Origin of the sequence: Sphaerochaeta sp. UBA5849 (assembly GCA_002432715.1) — a bacterium.
Lineage (GTDB): Bacteria > Spirochaetota > Spirochaetia > Sphaerochaetales > Sphaerochaetaceae > Sphaerochaeta.
The window spans coordinates 13,818-37,960 of sequence record DJGJ01000036.1 but is presented as its reverse complement, the minus strand read 5'-3'; the positions used below and the strand labels follow the sequence as shown (position 1 = coordinate 37,960).

Here is a 24,143-nt window from a genome sequence, read left to right as displayed (position 1 = left end):
AACAAGTCACTTAAAAAAGAACCGTCTGCACATTCTCTATGCCGCATAGATTGTAATATGCATCAAAGAAGCTTTGCAAAACTTCTTCGCATCCATTCCTCATCAAGGAGATGAACAGCTGGTCTTCATCGAGCCCGAGATTTCCGGTGGTACCCAAGCTTGTACGCTCCTCAAGGGCCTGGTACGGGTCGAGGGTGGTCAGATCCTCCAGATGCAAGCCCACTTCCTTGTAGGTGTCTCGAAAGTTCTTCCCCTCCAACACCTGTTTCAGCACCACATCGGTGGCATAGAGATCGGCAGTACATCCTTGTACCAACGCCTCGGGATGTACTTCAAGGCCGTCAATCATTCGCAGGAAAATCTGCACCAACTGCCAGGTGGCCTTGGTTCCCTCAAGCAGCGGCCCCTTGGTGTCCTGGAAGTCACGGTTATATCCCGAAGGAAGGCTGCGGATGATTGATTTGACCCGCATCGCACAGCTGCTGACCAACGCCGAGCGGCTTCTGGCAAGCTCCAGTCCGTCGGGATTCTTTTTCTGGGGCATGATGGAACTGCCGGTGCACAGCTGTTTGGGCAGCGAGAAGTATCCAAATTCCGGAAGGGTGAAGAGAATCAAATCCTGTGCAAGCTTGCTCAGCGTCAGGGCGATGTAGTCACAACTGTCCAAGAGCATTGCCTCGAACTTGCCGCGGCTGTTGTTTGCATACAATACATTGTTCTGCACTCTGGTAAAGCCCATCTGCTCGGCTGTGAACTGCCTGTCCAGAGGCAGGGGAACCCCATAGCTTGCCGCCGAACCGAGCGGACTCTGATCGAGTGTCCACGACAGCTGCATCAAGTGTTGTGCTTCATCGTACAGCTCTTCTGCAAAACTTGCCGCCCAAAGGCCTACCGAAGACGGCATGGCCAACTGCATGTGGGTTCTACCGGGCATGGGCGTACGCTCATGCACTCGGGCGAAGTCCACCAGTCGTTGGGCAAGTTCACCCGTTGCATTGCAAAGCTTGACGGAAAACTCCCGCATCCAGAGCCGCAGAGCGGTTTGGACTTGGTCGTTGCGGCTCCGCCCTGTATGGATTTTCTTTCCTGCCTCACCGACATGTTCGGTCAGATACGCCTCGATGGCGGTATGGCAATCCTCATTTTCCTTGGTAATCGTGAAGGAATCCTCGACCCTGAGCGTGATAACCTGTGCCAACGCCTGCTCCAGGCTGGAGAGCTCTTCATCGGAAAGAAGGCCGATGAGGTGGAGTCCGCGGGCATGGGCGATGGAAGCCAAGGCATCAGCAATTACCAACTGTTGATCGAGTAGGTAGTCATTGCTTACGGTGAAGTCTTCCATCAAGGAATCGAGTGTATAGTCTTTTTGCCAAAGTTTGCCCATGATCATCCTCCAGATAGTGCAAAACCAGTCTATTGGCTCTGTCCATGCCTGTCAATTGAAGCAAAGAGACCTTCCTCGATTCTCTACCTGGCATGACAAAATATTTGCTCATCCCACTTCTGTTTCTCTCGCTGCTTTGCAGCAGCTGCGGTTGCAGTCAGCCAGAAATTTCGCTGTACAACCTCTTCGACCAAGTGGACAGTTCACCACCGGTGTTTCTTTCTGCAACGATGCTCAACCAAAACACTGCAACGCTCTCTTTCAATGAGAGCATCAATGAGGACTCAGTTTCCCTATGGTGTGAGCAAAATTCAGTTGTTTCCTTCACTGTCATGGATAAGACGCTCACCTTGAGCTTGGGCAAGCCCCTAAGCTTGGCAAGTTCGCTTGCCTTGGAGGGAAGAGTTGAGGACAATCGGGGAAACAGCGTGCAGTTCGGTATTGTACTTTGGGCGAAGAACAACAACCCGGCTACCGTATTGATCAATGAATTCACCACCAAAGGGAGCGAGACCAACCCGGACAGAGTAGAACTGGTGGTTACAAGCAGGGGAAATTTGGCAGGCCTCACCCTCTATGCAGGTGTGGTTGATGATTGGACGGACCGCTTTGTCTTTCCCGATCGATGGGTCGAACGGGGGACCTATATCGTTGTATCGTTCAGTAAAGGAGAGCAGGACGTTGCATGGTATACTTCCGAGCAGCAAGCAGGATTGAGCTCCAACAATGGCTGCCTCTCCATCGCAATGAGCCCTGAATGGACAAGTCCTGTACTCGATGCCGTTGTCTGGGGGAATATGAGTACTTCCACGTTTGAAGGTTTTGGCTCCGCCTCCCTGCTCGCCCAAGTAAACAGCCTGTTTCAAAGCGGTCAATGGAACAGCAAGGAGAGCAATAAAGCGGTTGATTCGAATGCATCAACCGCCACCAGGTCCTTTTGCAGGGACCGCCTTACCGACTCCAACAGCAGTGATGATTGGTATGTGTGTGCAACCAGGAAGGCCACGTTCGGCTCACTGAATGCAACAGACCGATACATTCCCTAGAGATGCTCGACGACAAAGCCTTCAATAACGGACAATGAGGCTGCTCCCATTCGTTGATCCACCACCTCGCCATCCTTGAACAACATCAAGGTGGGAATGGAATTTACGCTATACATGGTCGCAAGTGAACCTGCTTCATCAACGTTGATTTTCGCGACTTTGAGCTTGTCGGCAAACTTCTGTGCCAATTGGGTGATTGCCGGGGCAATCATCTTGCAGGGGCCGCACCAGGGAGCCCAAAAATCTACCAATACCGGTTTGTCAGCCTTCAAGACTTCCTGTTCAAAATTAGCTTCAGTAACTATGATTTCACTCATGAATTCTGCTCCTCGTCTAGAAAGCATGGTAGCGGCAAACCGGCGAAAAGGGAAGAGCGAACCTACATCGCGACCTCTTGGTCAAAAGGGATTTCATCAGGCAACGACTCCTGCTTGTTCTTGTTGTTGCCATCGCTCCTGCCGAGCCGGCCTACAACCCTTACTCCACGGCCTTTCTGCAGATATTGCAAGCAACTTTTTGCAAGGGAGCCCCAGGCCTGGATGGTGATGAACATCACCTCCTCGACCGGCTCGGCCTGAGCATTCTTGAAATAACGGTTCACCGCAATGGAAAACCTTGCCATGATACTTCCATTTTCCCCTACAAGCACCTTTTCAGGATCACGGACCAGATTGCCTTCAATGACAACTTGCCCTTGATACAAGATTACCCTATGCAAGTGTTTGTTGTGCAAACACTTAATTTTCTGGAATTTTTCAAGTTCGTGCCAAGTCGTTAGTTCAGGTTTTGGATTATAGCGGAGAGGGCTTCTTTCTCGTCTTCAAGTGGCAAACCAGAGCTTGACGTCCTTTGCTTCAAAAGGCCGTCCTCATTCACTAGAACGATGGGCCCCTCGGAGGCTTTTACTGGATTGTTGAGCATATGCATACCATGGAAGATACCATGAAAAGCTGGCCTGTGGAAAATACAACATGTGTGAACACTATTTGAAAACCAGAATGGGAATCCAGGCAGATTGATTCTTGCACCGGTGCTCTATCGAACAAATATCCAGTCAGGACTTCAATTGGCAAGTTTTTTAGCGGTCTTTTCCATTCCCCTACAGATTGCATCTACAATTGAAATTGGAAATGAAGGAGGTATGCTTGTGTAGGTTGCTTCAATTACCGAAGGAATTTGGCTGATGATTTCTTGAAGGATATCTTCAACTTTTTGCTGGGACAATCCAACTTTACAACCTGTTTCAATCCAGTGCCTCTTTGCAATGGTATTCCATGAGTAATGGATATTCTTTCCATAAGCTCCCATCGCAAGTTTTAGTTTATTAGGGTTCAGAGAAGAAGAGGCCTTTTTGAACAACGGATAGGCTGACATGATGTCATATAAAGGAGTCAAGTGAAATAAACCTTTTTGCACGAGGGCGAGACTGAAGTTTTTTGCATGGCCATCAGGTGCAGCCATCAGATAAAACAGTACCTGTGCCTTGAAGAATAACCTTCTGTCTTCTTCTGCCCTGTTTGACCCCTGCAATAGCTTCATGATTTCCAGAATTCCGGGGCCTCCATCCGATTGATACTTTTGACTTGAGGGATATCCTAGAGCTTGACAGAGATCTTCTTGGGGGAGACGAATCAACTGTTTTTGATCTTTGCTCCACTGTCGGTCAAAGCGTTCGACTACAAGGACCTTTTGTTCCTCGAAATTATACATATCTGAGTTGCATACAGGAATTCCAAAGTGACGCATGATACGGCAAGAAAGCCATTCGTTTTCAATTGAATCGGAAAAGTCGATTAAGTCGTACAGCTTTCCCATAGGCAACTTGAAAATATGGGTTGTTGGGGTAGTTCCTTTGGGTATCATCCATTGTCCCTGGTACCTGAGAAAAGCGGTTTTCTCTTGTGCTCCTGCCACAGAGATTCGAAAATCACGCAAAGAGACGGTTTCTCCCTCTAGCTCCAAACCCCGTATAGCCCTCAGTATGTTGGCTATTTCTTGCTCATCGACAATGGTTCCTTCGATGTCAGGCGGTACAGAAGAGGCTTCAATTGGTTGTGGGACAATCTGAAGAGCTCCTACACAATCCCTTCCAATGTGTTCCAATAGCTCGAAAGCGCGGATAGAGGATGCCTTGAATCGGTTTTGGAGTTTTTTCTTCACCGCTTCGGATTCCGGGAGAAGGTTCTCGAAAAAAGATGAGACGTGCATCCCTTTATAGGTTATTTCTGATAAGGGAAGGGATAATGAGATTGCCCTGCCCTTGGGATTATGCAACCATGCAGGGTCATAGGTAAAGGACTGTTCCAAGGAAGGTGCTTGTTCCCAGGTTCCTACGAATAGACCGTTCATGTAGACAAAAAGTTTTTTATTCATATCTTGTCACCAATCAAACGCTGAAGAAGAATCGTCAATTTTTTCAACAAGTCCAAGGGTGTAGTTATAGGCTCCCAGAAGTGTCATGAGGCTGTCAAGCGTGCTTCTGGGCGATCCTGCTTCCAAAGCTGAGATGGTTTTGGGAAGCATTCCTACTTTTTCGGCTACTTGTTTTTGTGTCATTCCTGATTTTTTTCGAATTCCTTTCAAGACTGGCCCCAGTTGTTGTAAGAGGTTTATCGTATAGTTCATATCCCCTCCAAGGTATATGTGAATAATATCCCCTCAAAGGTATTAATTGTCAATATCCCCTCAAGGGTAAATATACAGAATATACCCTCTAAGGTATTTGTTTTTCTGATAAGATGTCTTCTTGTTTGGATCAGTATCTTCCAGATTTTCAGTAGGAGGTAGCGGAAGTGTGCATGAAGATTTTCCGTCTTTACAAGCAACGGGGAAGGTGTACAGTAGATGATTGATGAGATAGGAGAATACAAACGAATCAGGGGGATGCTGATGACCCTACAACCCTGCAAAGTCAAAGGAGTCCCCATACAGGAGAAAAGCTATTGGATATCCGCTACTGGTGGTGCCGATTATGAAAACCATGGTGGTAAAGCGTGTGGGTATTCATATCTGCTCACACAAAGCCTAAATCCAAAACGCTGATAATGCAACATTTTACAATGCATACCTTCTATTACTCATGGGGCTTCCTTCTTTCTTCACCCGGAGAGCCATCACGTAAAAGTGTCCATCAAACCGTACTCTGATTACCAACCTCCCCTATCTCATTCAGGGGAGGCTAAAAACCAACGTGAACACGATACTCTCAGAAAGCAATCTCCTGATCCAGATCATCAAGCTCTTGTGCTTGTTCCGTCTTGCTCGCATTATTTGGATCCGGCTTGAACTCCACATGTTCGGCCACCACAAGTATTCTTTCCTTGTTGCCACCCTCTTTGTCGGTCCAGCGCTCTTGCCTCAATCTGCCTACAACACGGACCCCCCTACCCTTTTGCAGATACTTCAGGCAACTTTCCGCTAAACCTCCCCAAACCTGAATGGCAATGAACATCACCTCCTCGACCGGCTCGGCCTGGGCATTCTTGAAATAACGGTTCACCGCAATGGAAAACCTTGCCATGATACTTCCATTTTCCCCTACAAGCACCTTTTCAGGATCACGGACCAAATTACCCTCAATGACAACTTGCCCATGATACAAGATTACCCTTTGCAAGTGTTTGTTATGTAAACATTTAATTTTCTGGAATTTTACCAGTTTTTCAGCTTTTTTTGATATTTTAGACTACTCAATTTCGTCAAATTTTACCAAAGCTACGCACACTCGTATTTTTAACAATACCGTTGATTCTTATGCCATTTAGTTTTGGGGTTCAGGGGTTTTCTTCGTCCTAGTCACAGCCTTCTTGGAGCTGTAGTGGGTGCTCTTTCTGACCTTGTTTCCGTGCTCATCGACCTCGATGTTGGAGCGTTTCGCCTTGAGTTTCTGAACGCGTTTGAACCGGCGCTCATGGATGATTGGGAGGTGATGGTTGCGTGACCGGTGGACCTCGAACGGGTCACGGGCTTTTCTCTTGGTGGAAGGGAACTCTGCAGACTCTGTTTCTCCATAGACTGAGGTGCCGGTATATTTCTCGTTGGTGAGAATATTTTCGATCGTCTTCACCGGCCATTTCTTCTTGCCCGTTGGTGAGGGAACCTTGAGTGCTTCCAGCTCCTTCTTGATCCTCACGATACTCCAGCCTTGCTCATACCAATCAAAGATCTTCAGGACGATTCTGGCTTCTGCGATATTGAGGATGAGGCCTTCCTCCTCATTACGATCATAACCATAGCACCTTCTTGAGAATGCAGGGGAGTCAGGATCCATAGTACTTCTTCTCAGACCCCACTTGATGTTCTCACTCTTGTTCTCACTCTCCGCCTGAGCAATGCCCGCATGCAGTGTCAGCAACAGCTCTCCTGCCTGACTGAGAAGGTGGATCTGCTCATTGTAGAAAAAGACATCCACCTTCAGTTCCTTGAGCCGCCTGAGCGTCACCAGAAAATCCACGCAGTTGCGTCCGAAGCGGCTGATGGACTTGGTGTAGATCATATCGATCTTGCCCGCCTCACAATCGGCCAGCAGGCTCAGGAAGCCAGGACGGGAACTTATGGTCCTACCAGACTTGATGTCGATATAGGTACCGACATACTCCCAAGCGGAATTATCCAGGATGTCCTCCTTCTCGAAGTCCATCTGGGCCGAGAGGCTGTGCAACTGCCGCTCCATTTGCGTGCTCACACGGCAATACAGCGCAACACGGAGATGCTTGAAATGTCGCCTGGCTGGGATGACATGAATGATGGGTTTTCTTTTCTCGTCCGGCATGGCTTTTTATAACACGAATGGAAAAGGATGGATAGATTATGTAGATAATAATGAGATTCTATTTCCACCCCAATAATTTATTTAATGCTACTTTAATACTAGTCCAAGAATTATTTCTGGCACAATGATTCTTTGAATGGTATACTACGTCTTGAATCAATAACTATGAATATATAAGAGGGATGCTAATGCCAATTACTATCTACAATAACCCACTTGAAGATGAAGTGTTAAGTGCTAAATATTTTGTTGGTTACACCGATTATTTATCTAGCATCCAAGAGTTGTATCCGCTGATACAAAGACTAAATATTCAACGAAATTTACAAAAAACAAATTTTTATGGGCGCCTAAGAGAAGATTTGAAAAAAGGATGCATTATACCAGCAATCGTAATTGCATTTATCAAAGATGAGGATGATGTAGTCGTGGATGAGTCATATATAAACGACAACATTAAAAGTGCTTTTATACTTGATGGTATCCAACGATTGAATGCAATAAAACAAGCCTATGAGGAATTGGCGGATAGCGAGAAAAGTAAATATGAAAAGCGGAGGCTACATCTAAATATTCTAATAGCTCCTTCCATGGACAAACTCCTATATCGGATGATTACATTGAATAATGGGCAGAAACCAATGTCGCCGCGACATCAAATTGATATTCTTTCAGAAACAATACTAGATTTTGATAAGCTCGAATTAAGAAACCAAACCCATAAAGCTAGACAGCTGAATGCCGATCGTTTAGCTATACATAGATCTGATATTGTTAAAGGATATATTGCATACTTATCAAAAACAACTGCTATTGATAACAAGCTGATAATTGAAGAAAAGATGGATGAACTCATTGCAGAGAAGATAATTCAAAGTGATATTGCATCTGATAAGTATGAATTTCTGGATGTGCTTAGAAAAATCGCATATCTCTGCAAAGATCCCGAAATCAGACAATGGTTTTTGGTCAGCAATAACTTCATCGGTTTTTGTGTAGCTTCTAGGCAATCTTTTGATTATATCAAAGAAATAGAGTACACCAATTTTCGCTCATTAATTGATAAGTTCGAAACTGTATTCGCATCATTTGATAAGAAAAAAATCAAAGTAGGTGATTATCGAAGAAAAATGACTGCAGAATTTTTTAGCCAGTTACATAAATATGAAATGATGGATATTTCAGATATAACCCTTGAATTGGGTACTAAATAATGTCAGAGTTCACATACATAGCTCCAAAGAAATTTATCAACTCAGTTTTTGGTGGTCAAAAACCTAATAATAAGGATAATTATAGGGTGCAATCCTTGTTATTGATCCTGGGGCTTGGCGAAATTATGAAGAGGAATTCAAGTGGTCCAATATCGCTTCATAATAATTTTGCATTAATCCCAGTTCAACCTTCAACAAGAATGACGATTCGTGAGATTATGAACCTTATATTTCCCTATAATTCAATTGGAGAAATTAAAAGATTCTTTACTAGTTGCTACCAAAAAAATTTTGCGTTCCATCAAAAGATCTGCAATGAATTACTAACATCCATAGGCTATATGGAGAAGAATAACCCTATTGCTTCTTTTGTCTCAATTTATCGTTTGTATGAACAAATCGCTCTTAGTTTACCAATAGTCACTCTAATTCGGAAAGCACAATTCCCGGTTACTTTTAATGATTATAAACAATTAATTGACAATAAAGCAAAATCCGATTTGAGCGTTCTAAAGAATTATTCAGAAAATATCTTGGACCCGAATATTGGTGATATAGATGTAGAGTTTGATTTCTCAAACACAACCTCTCCCAATAAATATGTTAGTTTGCTCGTGTCTCTAATCCCACATGGTTTGCGTAGTACACATATTACATTCAATACGCCTGTTTCATTGCGAATTAAAAACAAACACATGCAGATGATTGTTATAACATTCAGAAATCGATACTTTCATTATTTGTTTAATGAAAAGAATATTGACTATAATGATCTACCTTATCCTGAGGAATTCCTGGAGGTCTGCAATCCATTATTTATAAATTTTTATTCACAGATGTATTTAGACTTGCTTGGATCAGAACTATATATTTGGGGATAGAATGATGATCTCTTGAGGACAATTTTGAGAATAGACTCCAATTGAAAGTGGTATCTAATCCTATTTGCTTTCTTGTATATAATTATTTAGCCTATATATCATCAATGACAACCTGCCCATGATACAAGATTACCCTATGCAAGTGTTTGTTTTGTAAACACTTATTTTTTCGTTATTTTACCAGCTTTTCATCATTTTTTGATATTTTAGACTACTCAATTTCGTCAATTTTTACCAAAGATACGCACACTCGTATTTTCAACAATACCGTTGATTAATATGCCATTTAGTTTTGGGGTTTGGTGGTTTTCTTCGTCCTGGTCACAGCCTTCTTGGAGCTGTAATGGGTGCTCTTTCGGACCTCTCAACAATCACAATTTCTACACCGCCAATTACTAACGAATCAGGGTTTAAATCAACTAAATCCTTTTTTACTATAACGATATAACATCATTTTCAATTTTAAGATTACTTCTTCTTTCGTTTCTGAGCTCGCAAACCGATAAATATTATTGGAGAACCGATCTAGTTCTTTCATATGAAAATCATATAATGGCTCTTTACTTGAGTCAAAACCATAATCATAGAGTTTTGAAATGGAATAGCCAATTTCTCCATTAGGATATTTCGGGTAAAGAGAACAGTCTGTAGCAAGATCCACTATTTTCATCGCTTGAAGATTTTTTTCTATCTCTTTGATTACATCTTTTAATCTAACTTTATAGTTTTCTTCTTCCTCTTTGAGTTCCTGAATATCTAAGGTGGTGCTAAAAATTATTATCAAATCATCAAGGCATCCGTTGTAATAGTCACTATTAAAACGTATTTCTGATTCTTTTCTCAGAACATGTAAAAGCTCCAATGGATCAGATTTCTTTCCAATTTTTACCCTCTTATACCTCTCACAGAAATCCTCAAGTTGTTTATCAATTTCATTTATTAGAAATTCCAAGTGATTGTAATGCTTGATAGCAAACGCCTCTAGCTCAAACGCATTAATACCGAATGATAAATCATTTATCCCAACTTGGTTGCTATACAGCCTAATTTCAAAAATATTATTTTGTGATGAGAATGGCTCATGCGGCCAACTTGCAAACCAGTGTTTGCCATTTTTATGCTTCAAATTTACTGGATGGGCTCCAAACATTGCACGCAATTCTTTAAAGTACTCATTATCAGATAAAGCTAATTGGTTATTCAAGAATATTTCATTCTCACCAGTGAATGGTAATTCTTGAGTGTTGCATAAAACCCGATGTAATTGATTTATCGATTCAACAATAATATCTATAGCAGAGATCACAGAGAACAATCCCATGACTCGAACATCAATATCTTTATCATAATTGATCTCTGTCGTTAAGAATTTTACAGAAACAGTAATCCAATCCATACAAGAACAAATAAGATTCCAGTAGTTCTTATTATCAATATCCCGATATTTATTGTATACATAGCTTGAGTGACTATTTACTTTTTTGCGGAATGTATCTATCAGCGTAGCATTTAAATCCATCTTGTCCCTTTTTCCGAAGGCTTCCAAATACCATCTGCGAACAATTATACTATAAATAGTATTTAAATCGAAAATAAATTAGCCCACTGATTTTTTATCTCACCTAGAGAATTATACTCACTATTGGTATCTTACCTTATCTCTTAGTAAAGAGAACAGATAGGGTTTGATTGACCCCATAATAATTGCAGAGATTTTTCTTTGTTGTGCAGTTGAGATGCTATCTTTATCCCGCTTATTAAACATTCTTAGCAGGAATGCATAATCTTTCTCAGAGTCAAATCCATTGTAGTCATTCGCCTGAAAAACATCCTCATTATAGAAAAAGTTCAGAAGTTTCCTCGAAAACAAATCACTAGAGAGTATAATAAACTCGTTGTTCTCAATAGCATGAAGTAATTTAAATAACTGTTCTTTAATGGTGACATCCTCGTTTAGATCGTCTCGCTCAAATTTTTTAATACAGGAACTCCCTATCGGATAGAGAATATTTCCGTTTCTGGTGTTATGTATCGTAAAAAGATAACGGAGTTTCTCTTTCCCGCAAACGCAGGAAGATTGAAGGGTTTCATCCTCTTCACAATCAGAAACCTCCCACTCAAGCACGGCATTCTCCCAATCCGATGAAACAGATTTACCTATTACACAATGAATTAGGTTTCTGTAGTAACTGCTGTTATTGTTGAATTTCATCTGTTATCATCTCCTAATATAAGAGGCAACCTCATTCTACATCCCGCAATCTAAAAGCCTGTTCAATAATCATCATTGCATCTTCCAACTCATCTAAGCTATCCAGCCCCACTTCTACATCACCATTACCCCATCTACCAGAGTTTGTGATATCTTTGCAGATTCCTTTTGGGTCAATTACGTCGGCAAACTTCATATTGATTGTTAATCGTAGACGCGAGGACTGTATAACGACATCCACAAAGTTGGTATCAGCTTTATATGCGATATACATCTTCTTGAATTCCCTCTTAACATACTTGCTGAGGTTCAAAATCCGTGCATTTAACTTCTCAAAGAGAATGCGATTATAGGCATTAAGATACTGGTAGCTTTCAATGGCGTACTCTGGTGCGAGGACATCCTGGTTTCGATACGGAGCAAGTTCAGCATCCGTGAGAGTCGGATACAGCCATACCTTTTTTGCAATCTCTCCAAGTTGGGCAGCGCGTTCATTGACTTGAAGCTCACCCCAAGTGCTCTGAGTGACCACATACTTATTCAGTCGAAGTGCGCTTTGTTGGAAACCACCATCCATCGTCATTTTTTCGAAAAATGCAGAATCACTCATCTCTGGATTGTATGCCGTTAGCGTCAAGTTTCCGATAGTGTGTAGATATTTCTTTTGAATACCTTCCCATCCACTGCCAAGAGTGCTTACCCAACTAACAGGAAGATGCGGATTCTGTGGGATGATATGTTCGATGGTCAGGCTGTCCAAAATAACCGCAGACTTGTTGCCCCAGTTTTCAAGCCGCCTAAGGATATAGCTGCACCGGCTCATATGATAGATATCTCTACTTTGGAAGGTGTCGAGGAACCGTCTGTCGTTCGGGAATTCCTTGTATGAATCAAGTAAAATGAAAAACGCTCTAACTGAGTTCAGGTAATCATCTGGCTTGATGTCGTTTTTCATCGTTGCGAAAGTCTTGTTCAGGGAATTCGTTGGGATGTCGCAGACCGCACGGCGCAAGATATAGCTCACACACAATTGCAATACTTCGCGCATTTCCTCAATGGTTATCAATCCCTTGTCGTAATCATCGTGGACTTTTAAAAGAAATGGAAAAGCAACTTCCATTCGGATTGCCTTCATATCACTATAAAGCGATCTTAATACGGCATCGCCGCTCCGGATGAAATACATATCTGAATAGTACTTGGCAAAGCGATAAATATCTTGACAGAGGTCTCTAATGGTCTGATTACTGTCATTCTGAAAAATGCAAAACTCCTTGTACACCTCATTCTTGCGGGGGATCCTACCCAGCTTCATTGTAAGATAGTCACGAAAAAAGTTATCCAATAGTTCGCTTTGGTGTTCGTAGTCAAAAAGAAGCTCTGTCGGTCTCCAGATATTATTGTAGACATACATCTGGGTTACTGAGTCCAAGCCCATCAACAAGTGGTTGCGTATGAGATCGGAGTCCTTCAAGTCCATACCTGTAGAGTTAAGACTTTCGAAAATTGCCTGGGGATCGTCATACTGACGATCGAGAACGATGTCAACGATTTGCAGTTTACCGATAGAATCGTACAGGTCGGAAGGCGCAATTTCACCTTTGCTGATTTGTTCTGAGAAATAGTCGTAGTTGTCCAGAACATGGGATTTGGTCATATCAGAAATCGGTGCATTCTCAATCTTCTTAATCAACGCTTCTCTGTCAGACTGTGTAAGAAGCAACTTATATTTGGCATTGCCCGTTTCATACTGGTTCAGGAGAAGCGTATCTGTTATCTTGTTAGGGTTTACAGCGCAGTCGGGATGTGCTGCTGCGTAATCACGTAGGGCGATAAGAAGCAGGGTCAGCGTGGTAAGCCTCTGCTGCCCGTCGATGACCATCGCAAGAGTAGACCCTGCGGCTGAGTCTTCGTCAATGCGAACTATAGAACCGATAAAGTGCCCTTCCCTGTGCGTGGCGTTGAGGTTAACGATATCGTTCCAAAGGCGGGCACATTGCTCTCGCTTCCAACTATAAGTTCTTTGATACAGGGGTATTAAGTATTGACATGTCCCACCAAGATACTTGTAGATATTGCTTTTAAATGCGTTCATTGTTTTGCTCTCCCTTAACTATCCGTCCACATTTCGCATTGTCCAATAACAGTTAGGATTGCATCCTCCATCCCTTCTGGCGGGTACTTGTATCTTTTTAGTAGTTTCTTGACCATTCGTCGCATACCCGCGCGTGCGGACTCTTTCTTCTGCCAGTCAATGGTACGGTTCTTGCGGAGCATATCCGTGAGTTCGTGAGTCATCGCTACGAGTTCCTCATTGGCATAGAAGTCCTTGACTGCATTAGGACGGGTTAATGCATCATAGAACGCTAACTCCTCATCTGTCAGCCCCATCGCGTCACCCTCGACGGATGCCGTTGCCATTTCCTTTGCCATATTCACCAATTCGGCGATGACTTCCTCATTGGAGAGCATTCCATTGAGGTACGCTTTCACAGCGCGTGAGAGCATCTCCGAAAATTTCTCTGATTTGACAAGGTTTGTCCTGCGATAGAGAGACACCTGCTCGGCGAGGAGTTTTTTCAGAATCTCGACGGCTAGGTTCATTTCTTTCATCTTGGCGATTTCCTCAAGGAACTTGGGATCGAAGAGAGAGAAGCCCGTGTCCAAGTCGGAAAACAGATTGATAACGCCCTCGCTTTGAATGCTCGCTTTCAACAATTCGTTGACGCGGGCATTTATTTCTTTCAGCGACAGCGGCTTGCCTTCCCCGGCGATACGAGTGAGCAAGGTACGCACCGCCTCGAAGTAAGCGGCTTCAAACCGTTGTTCCGGCGTAAGGAGCGACCGGCATAGAGACAGAGCTTGCCGCAGAAGCATAGCTTCTTTGATGAAGGATTTCTTGCGATTCTTAGTGTCACCGTAGGTTATCGATGGCTCAGACCCCAGTGTATTTGTCCGGTAGTCGCCTTCATGCACCGATATTGGAGGTGTCGACTTATCTACAGCCGTCAAGTAATTCACACCACCGCTGATAGCCTTGGCACGTGTGAAATCGGTTGAGGTTTCGTTCATGAAGCCGGAATAATCATAACCGTGGAATAGATCACGGCAAACTTCCAGTTTCTCGATAAACTTCGGCAGGGCAGTTTTGGCAATGTCCTGTTCGCCGTAGTTATGCTTGTCACGGTTGGTGTAGTCGCTCATCGCTTGCTTTAAGGACCCGGCGATGCCTATGTAATCGACCACCAAGCCGCCTTCTTTATTCTTGTAAACACGGTTGACGCGAGCGATAGCCTGCATGAGGTTATGTCCCGCCATCGGCTTGTAAACATACATGGTGGCGAGCGACGGCACGTTAAAGCCGGTGAGCCACATATCCACCACAATAGCGATTTTCAGCGGGTCATCGTTGTCCTTAAACTTTTTCGCCATCCCGTCTTTGTGGCGTTTGTTGCCAATTATCTTGCGCCAGTCTTCGGGGTCGTTATTATCCGAAGTCATCACCACACCGAGTTTTTCTGTCCATTCAGGGCGCATTTCAAGCAGTTTGTGGTAAATACGCATGGCAATCGGGCGGGAATAGGCGACTATCATCGCCTTGCCCGTGAGTTCGTTCTGACGGTTCTCCTCGTAGTGCTTTACAATGTCCTCGCACAGGGCGGTGACGGTCTGTTCTGCACCAAGGACGCTGTCCATTTGACCGAGTTCCTTCTTACTCTTCTCGATGGCGTATGGATCGGCGTTAGCAGCCATGATATCGTATTCAGCGTCGATTAGGCGCAGGACATCCTCGTCCAGTTTGAGGTGGATGACGCGGCTTTCATAGTAGATGGGGCGAGTCGCGCCATCCTCCACGGCTTGGGTCATGTCGTAGATGTCAATGTAATTGCCGAACACCTCGATGGTGGAGCGGTCTTTGGACGAGACTGGCGTTCCTGTGAAGCCGATGTAGGTCGCATTCGGCAGGCTGTCGCGGATAATCCTCGCAGTGCCGAGATTCACGCGTCCCGTCTTAGGGTCCACCTTTTCCTCTAAGCCGTACTGTCCGCGATGGGCTTCATCTGCCATTACGATAACGTTGCGGCGATCGGAGAGAGGTTCGGAGGACTCCTCGAACTTCTGAATAGTCGAAAATATGATGCCGTTAGCCGCCCGCCCTCCGATCAGTTTCTTCAAATGCTCGCGGCTCTTTGCCTGTTCCGGGGTCTGACGCAGGAAGTTGGCACACTTGACAAATTGCCCGAAAAGCTGGTCGTCCAGATCGTTGCGGTCAGTCAGTACCACGATGGTAGGTGAGTTTAAAGCCTCCTGCAGCAGATGGGCGTAGAACACCATCGACAAGGACTTGCCACTGCCTTGGGTGTGCCAGAACACGCCACCGCGACCGTCCGTTTCGGTCGCCTTAGCCGTGGAAGCAATGGCTTTTTTGACCGCGAAATACTGGTGGTAGGCACCAAGGATTTTCGAGTTCGCCGAGAAGCAGAGGAAGTTCTTGATGATGTCCAGCAGCCGTGCTTTGTCGAACATGCCCTCAATGAAGGTATCGAACTGGGCATACTGCGTATTTTCGTAGCTACCGTCCTTTGTTTTCCACTCCATGAAACGGTCTTCGTCGGCAGTAATTGTCCCAGCCTTTGATGTGGCGAGGTCGCTCATCACACAGAAGGCGTTGTAGATGAACAGGGACGGAATCTCAATCATGTAATTGCGAAGCTGACGGAACGCCTCGGAAGCGTCCGTTTCCTCGCGGCTGGGTGACTTAAGCTCAAACAAGACCACTGGCAGACCATTCAAAAACACGATAACATCGGGTCGCTTCTCACTATTCTCGGTAATCGTCCATTGGTTGGCAGTGGTGAAGGTGTTGCGGTCTATGTTCTCATAGTCCACGAGCCGAACCAAAGCCGATCGCTGTTCACCTTTTTCGAAGAAGTTAACGTTCACACCGTTTTGGAGATAGTCCATGAACTGAGCGTTCCTCTGCAAGATTGTGCCGCCTTCGAAGTTGCGCAGTTTATAGACCGCCTCGGTCAAGGCACCTTCAGGTAGTTTCGTGTTGACACGCTGCAGGGCGGGTCGAAGCTCATCCAAATATAGCGGGTCGGCGTAGTCCCGCATAATATCGGGTCCGTAGGCGTAACCGTAGCCCAATGTATCGCGAAACACCTCTATCACCGCGTTTTCGTAGTTTGCCTCGGTATATGGCATTGGAATACCTCCTCTAATTTAGCAATTCTTTAACCACTTCCTTGGCCTTGCTTTTTGCTTCAACTGCAGAAAACATTTCTGCTAACACATTGGTTATTGAACGGCGTAAACCACTAATGACACTATCCTTAAGCTGCCAGTCAATAGTAGCGATAGCGGCATTAATCTCTGACCTCAACACTTCAATATGCTCTGCTTTAATTGTTGGTAACACTTTTTTAAGTATGCTATCAACATCTGGTGTTAATCTGTCAAACTCAACAGGTGTTTGCGAATATGTTCGGTACGCATATTGCATATATTCTTCAACTGTACCCACTTCCTGTTGAGCTTGTCTCTGAATATAATTCATTTGATGCTCCAGTTCTGGAAACAGCGTTGCTTCGTTGACATTAAAGAAATCCAGCTCGGCTCGGATATCATTTTTGGCTTTTGCAGGAATGGTATAGTATCCCTCAAACTCTATTGCAAGATTTGTTTTGGCCTTTGAAAGAATAGATGTTTTCACTTCAATGTTTGTTTTTATGTTAATGGTAGGGGCTAGTAAAAAGGCACCTCGTTGTTGAATCAAGCGGACATTGCTATTCGTTGATATTATATAACTATTTGTCTGGATGATTCGGATTATCTCCGAATAATCATCAGTGATTAGTCGTTCATATTCCGACTGTGAGATAGTACCTTGTTCTAATAGGTGTAAGCAGAACACCTCTAATGACATACTTTTTCCGAACTCAACAAAAGGAATCGACAGAGCGACTCTTATCTGCAAATCTTGCAAGGCGCACCCATTTACAAACCGAAAATAAACTATACCATCATGTTCACGACGACTGTATTGCCCATTTTTGTTCTCAATATATTCGTCTGACGGTTCAGTGGCAAAAAACAACGCAACAAGAGGGTTAAGGGTAACATCTAACAATCGTGTTCCTAAGCCGTAATGTTGCAACTTTGTTAGAATCTCAAAATTGTTAACGCAGTTGCGAAATTCGACAGGGTTCTGTCTTTGTGCACGCTCAATTAAGATATGTTCTGAAGCCAAGTCATCGTCACGGAATATGTAAGGACGAACTTCCCAAGCAGAATTTTTCTGCCCACGAAAGAACCATTCCTCAGCATTTGCTGCGATTCTGTTTCGGCGGAGAGAAGTTATTTCATCTACAAACATTTTTACTGATACTATTTCTTTTTCTTGGCTTCTGTTCGCCATTTAAAAAATCCTCCTTCTCACGTGGATAAACAATCATTTAGTGTCGCCGGAGTCGGCAATGGTTAGCTCGCCTGACATCAGTTTTGGAAGTAGACTATTGCGCAAAGACGATAGACGAAAAGACTCTTTAGCGTTATTGAGGAGGGCTTCATAAATGGGCTTAACATTTTTCTCAAACTCATTCACAGCATCAATGGGTGGAACAGCGACCATTTCGCTTTCAAAGTCTCTTGTGACTATTGCATCGAATACCGCCCCACTTGCTTTGTGCTTCAGATGTTCAACCGTTTCTAAAGCTAGGTGGTATACAAAATGCTGACCATAACCGTTATTGCCTACAAGTGCATAGCAAGACTGGTTCATTGCCATAGGGACACCTGCAATAGCGAGTTTGCCAACAGTGCCCCGAGCTGTAACAAAGACTGTATTAACTGGATAAAGCCGACTATTACATTTACTAAGGCCCTCTTCAGTCAATGTTTTTTCAGTAGTCAAAATATAAAGACTTTGAGTGTCCTTAGGCGTAAAGAACGGGATCGAACCGTCCCAGTATTCAGTCTTTGTTGTCTTTGGAGTACCACCGCCCAAGACTTGTACCACTTCTGTGAACGGTTTTGTTGGCTCGTAGTCCACGAAAGACGATTTGAAAATGGTATGTGCCAGTTGCTCTAAATGATTGTTTATCGCACGGTTTATGGCTATCCGAGCATCCAGAGCAGACAGCGTATCGGCGATTCCAATTTGAACACCTATCGGCAAGTCGGGGACTTCATACCGCATAATTGCGCCTTTGTCCCCGCGTGGCATCTTCGTTCCCTTTGCCGTCGCCGTGGCGTAGTCAAAGTAGTTGTCGTCCGAGAGCAGGTAGTAGAGAAACCTCGGAATGCAAACATCCTTCGCTCTCAGCACCAGCACGTCGTTAGAACAGCCTCCGTAACGGTCGGCGTACCAAATTTTCTTGAAGTATGGGCGAATGTTGGAAACCAACACGTCATCCACTTGGTAGGCCTGTGTCTGATTAGCAGTTGGCAACCCAGCCGAGCGGGTAATACCCTCCTTGTTTGGAAGCATATTCTCCGTGGAAATGTAGGTATCCATATCCAATTCGGCAACGGCGACTCGTCCGTCGGCTAAAGCACAAAGGTCGGAAAGTTTAGATGTCATACCCAATCGCTCCCAATCTTATTCTGATTTCGTCCTCCAACTCGTGGGAACGTTTGAACATTTTGGAGAGTTCGCCCGTCAGCCGAGCCATTTTCTCCTCGAACGGCTCGCCATCGTCCTCCTGCTCTTCGATACCGACGTAGCGTCCGGGAGTGAGGATGTAATCTTGATTGGCTATTTCGGCGGTGGTGACGGCGGCACAGTAGCCCTTCACGTCCTCATGCGTTCCAGCATCGAAGCCGCGGAAGGTGGCGGCAATCTTGGCGATGTCCTCGGTGGTCATCTCGCGCAGGCGGCGGTTAACCATCGTCCCCATCTTGCGAGCGTCGATGAAGAGGGTCTTACCCTTCTGCGTTTTATTACGGTTAATGAACCACAGCGACACGGGAATCTGCGTGGTATAGAACAACTGCGTAGGCATGGCGATGATGCCCTCCACAAGGTCGTCCTCCACAATTTTCTTGCGAATCTCGCCCTCGCCGCCGCTCTGGGAGGACAGTGAGCCGTTGGCAAGCACCATGCCGATTTTTCCGCTCGGTGAGAGGTGCGAAATCATATGCTGAAGCCACGCAAAGTTGGCGTTTCCGGACGGTGGCAAGCCGTACTTCCAGCGTGGGTCGTCATTTAGGCTGCCGTCGTTCCAATCCGAAAGGTTGAATGGTGGATTGGCGAGGATGAAGTCAGCTTTCAACGTCTTGTGCAAGTCGTTGTAGAACGTATCTGCGTTGTAAGCACCGAGGTCGGCTTCAATTCCCCGAATGGCGAGGTTCATCAAAGCCATCTTGCGGGTGGTCGGGTTTGCATCCTGGCCGAAGACGGATAGGTTATTAATGTTGCCAGCGTGGTGCTCCACGAAATCCGCAGATTGTACGAACATCCCACCAGAACCGCAACACGGGTCGTATACACGGCCTTTATAAGGTTGAAGTACCCCAACAAGTGTTTTAACCACGCAAGAGGGGGTATAGAATTCACCAGCTCGTTTACCTTCCTGATCAGCAAACTTGGCGAGGCAGTATTCATACGCACGGCCAAGGATGTCTTTACTATCACCATGTTCTATCATTTGGATGTTGGAAAAAAGATCAACCACGTTCCCCAGGCGACGTTTGTCCAGTTCATCACGGGCAAAGTTTTTCGGCAAGATGTCCTTCAACCTCTTGTTCTCTTTTTCGATGGCACGCATGGCATTGTCTATGACCGTACCGATTTCTTCTTTGTGAGCGGCTTCGGAAATGACGCTCCATCGTGCTGTAGGTGGCACAAAAAATACGTTCACTTCGGTATAAGCGTCTTTATCTTCCACATCATCGTCATCCGTGAGCAGTTCATGATAGCGAGCTTCAAACTTATCTGAAATATACTTCAAAAAGATGAGTCCCAATACGACGTGTTTATATTCAGCTGCGTCCATATTTCCGCGTAAAATATCGGCGGCTGCCCAGATCTGTTGCTCAAAACCAATTTCAGCTGTATTGCTCCCATTGTTAATAGCCATCTATTTTAATTCCTTCCTATCTTCATTGGATAGTTCCATGATATCGTTCAGATTACATTCAAGGGCTTCGCAAATCTTCACAAGGATTTCGGTTGTGATATTTTCTCCCTTTCCTAGTTTTGCGATGGTTGCAGTACTGATACCAGTCGCACTCTTGAGATCTCGTCGGTTCATTTTTTTATCAATAAGCAATTTCCATAGTCTGTTATAGCTGATGACCATAAAAAACCTCCTTAAGCATCGAGCATGTTCCATGCTCGGCCAAATAATTGACTCCCAGAGTCAGACAGCCTAAGGACAGCTGTCTGGTTGAGAATGGCACTTGTTCGTTTAGAATATGAGTCATCTTTATCCAATGCGATAAAAATCTGCTTGTGGCTTTTTAAGTACAATTCCATGATTTTTTCAATTGGAGCATCACCGATATTTTTAAGTATTACAGAGTCATGGGCAATTGCTGGAAGTGGCGTCATATAAAGAACGCTAAGGTCAAAAACTATCATGCTTTTACACGACGTCCCAGTCCCGGTGTCATCCGGCGTTTCGAAGCTGTACTGACTAGTGCTCTGCAAATTTAGGATTGGCGGTTTACGCGTCCCATCATAGATGAAGTCGTTAAGATGAGCCATCTGAATATTGATATCGTTTTGCAATTCTCTAAGCTCCTGTTCCTCCACAACCTCAAGTTCCTTAACTATATCTCTCTTCATTTCTCTAATTTCATTAAGTTTTTCATATGAATCATTTTGTTTTTTTAAAAATGCAATATGAATATTGAGTGAGGAGTATTTATCCAAAAACGCTTTGGACAGCTTAATCGGGAGGCCCAAAGCTCGTTGCCGTTTCTCCATCGATTCGATTTCCTGTGTAGCTCCTTCGATGAGCGTCTGCAAATTTGCTCTCTCTTCTTCAAATTCACTGATAAGGATATCCTGTAGCTGGTGATGAAAACTCTCAATTTTATTGATATGCTCAATATTTGCATTGGGGAAAAAAACTTTCAGCGAATCGATATCATCCTCATTGAGTCCTGATTGTTTTTGAAGGTTTGATTCTACTATACGGAGCTGTGATAAAAGACGACTACGCTGTCTTCTGGCAGAAGCAAGCTGAGCCTTAATCGCTGACGCCGTGTCTGCCTGCTCCATATCTGCTTTGGACAATAACTCATCTTGCTTCTCGAGCAATTCGCTAAGTTCAGACTCAAGGATTTCAATCTGCTTCTGCGTATTTTTATATTGAGTTTTATTCTTTGCAGCTGGAATGTATTCAAATTCAATTGCTCCGGCCAACGCTTTTCGATCGTCTTCAGTCCTTTTCCTGCGCGAAAGCAGTTCGTCGAATTTATCATACCGACCGAAAAGTTTGAGTAGCGCAGTTATTGCATTGGCACCACTCTCAGCCGCAACGCTATTAAGCGGTTTCGTTTCATTTAAATTGTCTCGCCCATAAATTCTAAGATAGCGGCCGATAATATTCCTGAAAGTAATACCATTGCGTGCAATCTGATATTTCTCAAATAGAAATTGATTGTATTTATCTAAAGCAAGAACGTTTTGAATTGTGTAATTTTCATCACAGCAATTGACCTCTCCAGGAGTCTTTGTGGTGCGTGAGAAATAAAACCTCTCGCTCTCAAACTCAAACCCAAAACAAATTGTGTGATCAAGTATATGGCGAGTGGCATCTGATTTGATATAGTCATCACCACCGAATGCAAAATCTACTATTAGCAAGAATGTAGTCTTCCCGATAGAGTTGCTTGCATTAATATCTCCGAGGATAGTGTTTAGACCTGAACGAAACTTCACTTTCGGACGTATCTTTCCATTATCCATGAATTTGTCACACCAAATTTCAACCAACATAAAGCAGATTCTCCTTATTATCATCAAACCGGATTCTACCAAGGGCATAAAGACAATCAAGCGCCTCGATATAAGCTCCGATGCTCTCCCAATAACCCCGTGTCAACTCATATAGCTGTCGTACGGGCATGGGTGAGTCAGACAGCATTTGCAGTAGCACGGGAAACTGGGCGATTATACTCTCGTCATATGAGAAAATCTTACTTGGCAATCGCATCAAAAACCTCACAACTCTGTACAAAATATGATATGACGGCCTCACAACTTGCTTGATCCTCGTGAGTCAAATCCTTCAGCCATCTTACCAAAGCGTCAAAGATCTCCGGCTGGGAACGTCCATTATCGTTTTCACCGATATAACAATTTCTGATTTGAACAGCTACCTTATCAAACCTTAGCTTACCTTCAATACTCAACTCTTGAAACACACCACGAGTAAACTCAAAATACATGGAGACGTTCCTAAGAACCTTCCGACGAAGTGCTTTATTGCCTTCTATGATTTTATTGATCACCATTTGCGGAGTATATGTGAGCTCCTTAAGTGCATCGTCACTTGCGTCAGCAATCCGTTCTAGCACGAGTCGAATTCCAGATTCGATCTTGACATCTGCTGCCACCTCGCGAGAAGACGATTCTCTTGCGATTTCCTTCTTAATCGCCTTCATCCTTTGTATTTCATTAAGTCCTGGGGATTGGCAATAAAAATCACTACACTTTGGACATAGGGCAATCAGATTGTTTGGATTCACAGGCGAGCCTTCAGGGTCAACTACAGTCGGAACATATCTTAGTTCTGCCTTACCGTCTTTCTTGAAGTACAGTGGCTCGGCACACCCGTCGTTTGGACAATAGAAACTAGCTTCGATTAAAAGTTGAAAACCGTACTTATCGTATAGATCTGTATTTACTTTAGTAGGGGCAATATAAGTCTCTGCAGTTTCATCACCTTTCACAGCATCAAGAAGTACCTGTACAAAGGTTTCAGTACATACTTCGTGAAAGTTGAACTTATTTGCTACAATTCCCTTCATTGCTAAAGTTGTCACAATACTTTCAGCGGCGCTTTCACTAAAGCCACATATATAGTCCTCGAATTTTTGCTTATCTATGTGCCCGTTTATATAAGAGACATCCGCTGGTTTGATTTGTTTGCTGCCGTTATACACTCGTCCAGCATAATCACGAGAATAACTCAATACCGCACAGTCATCTTCAGCATCATCTTCAATGATACTCTCAATCAATCTTATAACGAAATTATAGCGAGTCTCGCCGGCTCCGCATATGGGATAAAGCATTTTTGCAAATTCATAAAACTTCAAAACTCCAATCCCTCCTTAAAGCAATGGGTTTCAACAGCCAGTCCGATGTAGACCGTTCAAGACCGTAGTAGACCGTCGTTATGGATGCCCCTTTGGTTAAATAGTAAGTGTGATTTAAAGGTTTTTAAATGACCACTGCAAGAGGAGAGGGAGCATATCAGTATCCTATCATAGATTTTCGCAAACCTCGAGCAAAACTTTACAATAGTAAAATAATGGAGGTTAACAACTGAAAGAAAATCCCTAAGTCCGATCAAAAACGTTGAAATGAACTTGAAGCATTCAGAGAAGCAGATGTTCTCTGGACTGGACGCCGCATAGCGGCTTATTAAAACTCGAAAACAGGCAGCGCACCTGTA

21 protein-coding genes are annotated in these 24,143 nt (G+C 44.0%); 3 read left to right on the top strand and 18 right to left on the bottom strand.

From position 1 onward, the window contains the following. Positions 1 to 10: 10 nt before the first annotated feature. The gene (argH, locus tag B3K89_RS06190; protein ID WP_293893932.1) at positions 11 to 1,384 is read right to left on the bottom strand and encodes an argininosuccinate lyase; all 1,374 of its coding nucleotides are present in this window, start codon (positions 1,382 to 1,384) and stop codon (positions 11 to 13) included. Positions 1,385 to 1,476: 92 nt separating this feature from the next. Here argH and B3K89_RS06185 point away from each other — a divergent pair, with 92 nt between their 5' ends. After that, positions 1,477 to 2,430: a hypothetical protein gene (locus tag B3K89_RS06185; RefSeq protein ID WP_293893929.1), complete on the top strand. Its 954-nt coding sequence runs from the start codon at positions 1,477 to 1,479 to the stop codon at positions 2,428 to 2,430. Here B3K89_RS06185 and trxA read toward each other — a convergent pair. The 6 genes from trxA to B3K89_RS06155 form a co-directional block, all read right to left on the bottom strand. Further along, positions 2,427 to 2,747 carry a thioredoxin gene (gene trxA, locus B3K89_RS06180; protein WP_293893927.1) on the bottom strand — a complete coding sequence of 107 codons (321 nt, stop codon included), beginning with the start codon at positions 2,745 to 2,747 and terminating at the stop codon, positions 2,427 to 2,429. The genes B3K89_RS06185 and trxA overlap by 4 nt on opposite strands. A 62-nt stretch (positions 2,748 to 2,809) precedes the next feature. Further along, positions 2,810 to 3,079: a single-stranded DNA-binding protein gene (locus tag B3K89_RS06175; protein WP_414712341.1), complete on the bottom strand. Its 270-nt coding sequence runs from the start codon at positions 3,077 to 3,079 to the stop codon at positions 2,810 to 2,812. Positions 3,080 to 3,492: 413 nt separating this feature from the next. Further along, a complete protein-coding gene (locus B3K89_RS06170) occupies positions 3,493 to 4,803 on the bottom strand; it encodes a type II toxin-antitoxin system HipA family toxin (RefSeq protein WP_320351115.1) in 1,311 nt (436 codons plus the stop codon). A gap of 6 nt (positions 4,804 to 4,809) precedes the next feature. Continuing rightward, positions 4,810 to 5,055: a helix-turn-helix domain-containing protein gene (locus B3K89_RS06165; protein WP_293893922.1), complete on the bottom strand. Its 246-nt coding sequence runs from the start codon at positions 5,053 to 5,055 to the stop codon at positions 4,810 to 4,812. 580 nt (positions 5,056 to 5,635) lie between these two features. Next, on the bottom strand, positions 5,636 to 6,031 hold the full coding sequence (locus tag B3K89_RS06160) for a single-stranded DNA-binding protein (protein ID WP_345907192.1): 396 nt from the start codon (positions 6,029 to 6,031) through the stop codon (positions 5,636 to 5,638). Between the two features lie 159 nt (positions 6,032 to 6,190). After that, a complete protein-coding gene (locus tag B3K89_RS06155) occupies positions 6,191 to 7,201 on the bottom strand; it encodes a recombinase family protein (RefSeq protein ID WP_321308117.1) in 1,011 nt (336 codons plus the stop codon). A gap of 188 nt (positions 7,202 to 7,389) precedes the next feature. On the opposite strand from B3K89_RS06155, the gene B3K89_RS06150 reads away from it, so the two are divergent. Beyond that, positions 7,390 to 8,415 (top strand): hypothetical protein, encoded by a 1,026-nt coding sequence (locus B3K89_RS06150; RefSeq protein ID WP_321308119.1) that lies wholly within the window; start codon positions 7,390 to 7,392, stop codon positions 8,413 to 8,415. Beyond that, on the top strand, positions 8,415 to 9,296 hold the full coding sequence (locus B3K89_RS06145; RefSeq protein ID WP_321308121.1) for a hypothetical protein: 882 nt from the start codon (positions 8,415 to 8,417) through the stop codon (positions 9,294 to 9,296). Before B3K89_RS06150 ends, B3K89_RS06145 begins: the two co-directional genes overlap by 1 nt. Before the next feature lie 415 nt (positions 9,297 to 9,711). On the opposite strand, the gene B3K89_RS06140 is transcribed toward B3K89_RS06145, so the two are convergent. From B3K89_RS06140 to B3K89_RS06095, 11 genes are all read right to left on the bottom strand, one after another. Beyond that, the gene (locus B3K89_RS06140) at positions 9,712 to 10,815 is read right to left on the bottom strand and encodes a hypothetical protein (protein ID WP_321308128.1); all 1,104 of its coding nucleotides are present in this window, start codon (positions 10,813 to 10,815) and stop codon (positions 9,712 to 9,714) included. Between the two features lie 120 nt (positions 10,816 to 10,935). Next, entirely contained in the window at positions 10,936 to 11,508 is a 573-nt protein-coding gene (locus B3K89_RS06135; protein ID WP_321308130.1) for a hypothetical protein, read from the bottom strand. Positions 11,509 to 11,539: 31 nt separating this feature from the next. Next, the gene (locus B3K89_RS06130; protein WP_321308132.1) at positions 11,540 to 13,603 is read right to left on the bottom strand and encodes a DUF262 and DUF1524 domain-containing protein; all 2,064 of its coding nucleotides are present in this window, start codon (positions 13,601 to 13,603) and stop codon (positions 11,540 to 11,542) included. 14 nt (positions 13,604 to 13,617) lie between these two features. Beyond that, entirely contained in the window at positions 13,618 to 16,716 is a 3,099-nt protein-coding gene (locus tag B3K89_RS06125) for a type I restriction endonuclease subunit R (protein ID WP_321308134.1), read from the bottom strand. Between the two features lie 13 nt (positions 16,717 to 16,729). Beyond that, positions 16,730 to 17,929 (bottom strand): FRG domain-containing protein, encoded by a 1,200-nt coding sequence (locus tag B3K89_RS06120; RefSeq protein ID WP_321308135.1) that lies wholly within the window; start codon positions 17,927 to 17,929, stop codon positions 16,730 to 16,732. Between the two features lie 33 nt (positions 17,930 to 17,962). Further along, entirely contained in the window at positions 17,963 to 19,093 is a 1,131-nt protein-coding gene (locus B3K89_RS06115; RefSeq protein ID WP_321308137.1) for a restriction endonuclease subunit S, read from the bottom strand. Beyond that, a complete protein-coding gene (locus B3K89_RS06110) occupies positions 19,083 to 20,591 on the bottom strand; it encodes a class I SAM-dependent DNA methyltransferase (RefSeq protein WP_321308139.1) in 1,509 nt (502 codons plus the stop codon). Before B3K89_RS06110 ends, B3K89_RS06115 begins: the two co-directional genes overlap by 11 nt. After that, entirely contained in the window at positions 20,592 to 20,813 is a 222-nt protein-coding gene (locus B3K89_RS06105) for a helix-turn-helix domain-containing protein (protein ID WP_321308141.1), read from the bottom strand. Positions 20,814 to 20,824: 11 nt separating this feature from the next. Continuing rightward, a complete protein-coding gene (locus B3K89_RS06100) occupies positions 20,825 to 22,459 on the bottom strand; it encodes a DUF2326 domain-containing protein (RefSeq protein WP_321308143.1) in 1,635 nt (544 codons plus the stop codon). Then, on the bottom strand, positions 22,449 to 22,676 hold the full coding sequence (locus B3K89_RS13775; protein WP_414712340.1) for an ABC-three component system middle component 7: 228 nt from the start codon (positions 22,674 to 22,676) through the stop codon (positions 22,449 to 22,451). The genes B3K89_RS06100 and B3K89_RS13775 overlap by 11 nt, the downstream gene beginning before the upstream one ends. Beyond that, on the bottom strand, positions 22,660 to 23,784 hold the full coding sequence (locus B3K89_RS06095) for an ABC-three component system protein (protein ID WP_321308145.1): 1,125 nt from the start codon (positions 23,782 to 23,784) through the stop codon (positions 22,660 to 22,662). The genes B3K89_RS13775 and B3K89_RS06095 overlap by 17 nt, the downstream gene beginning before the upstream one ends. Positions 23,785 to 24,143 lie beyond the last annotated feature (359 nt).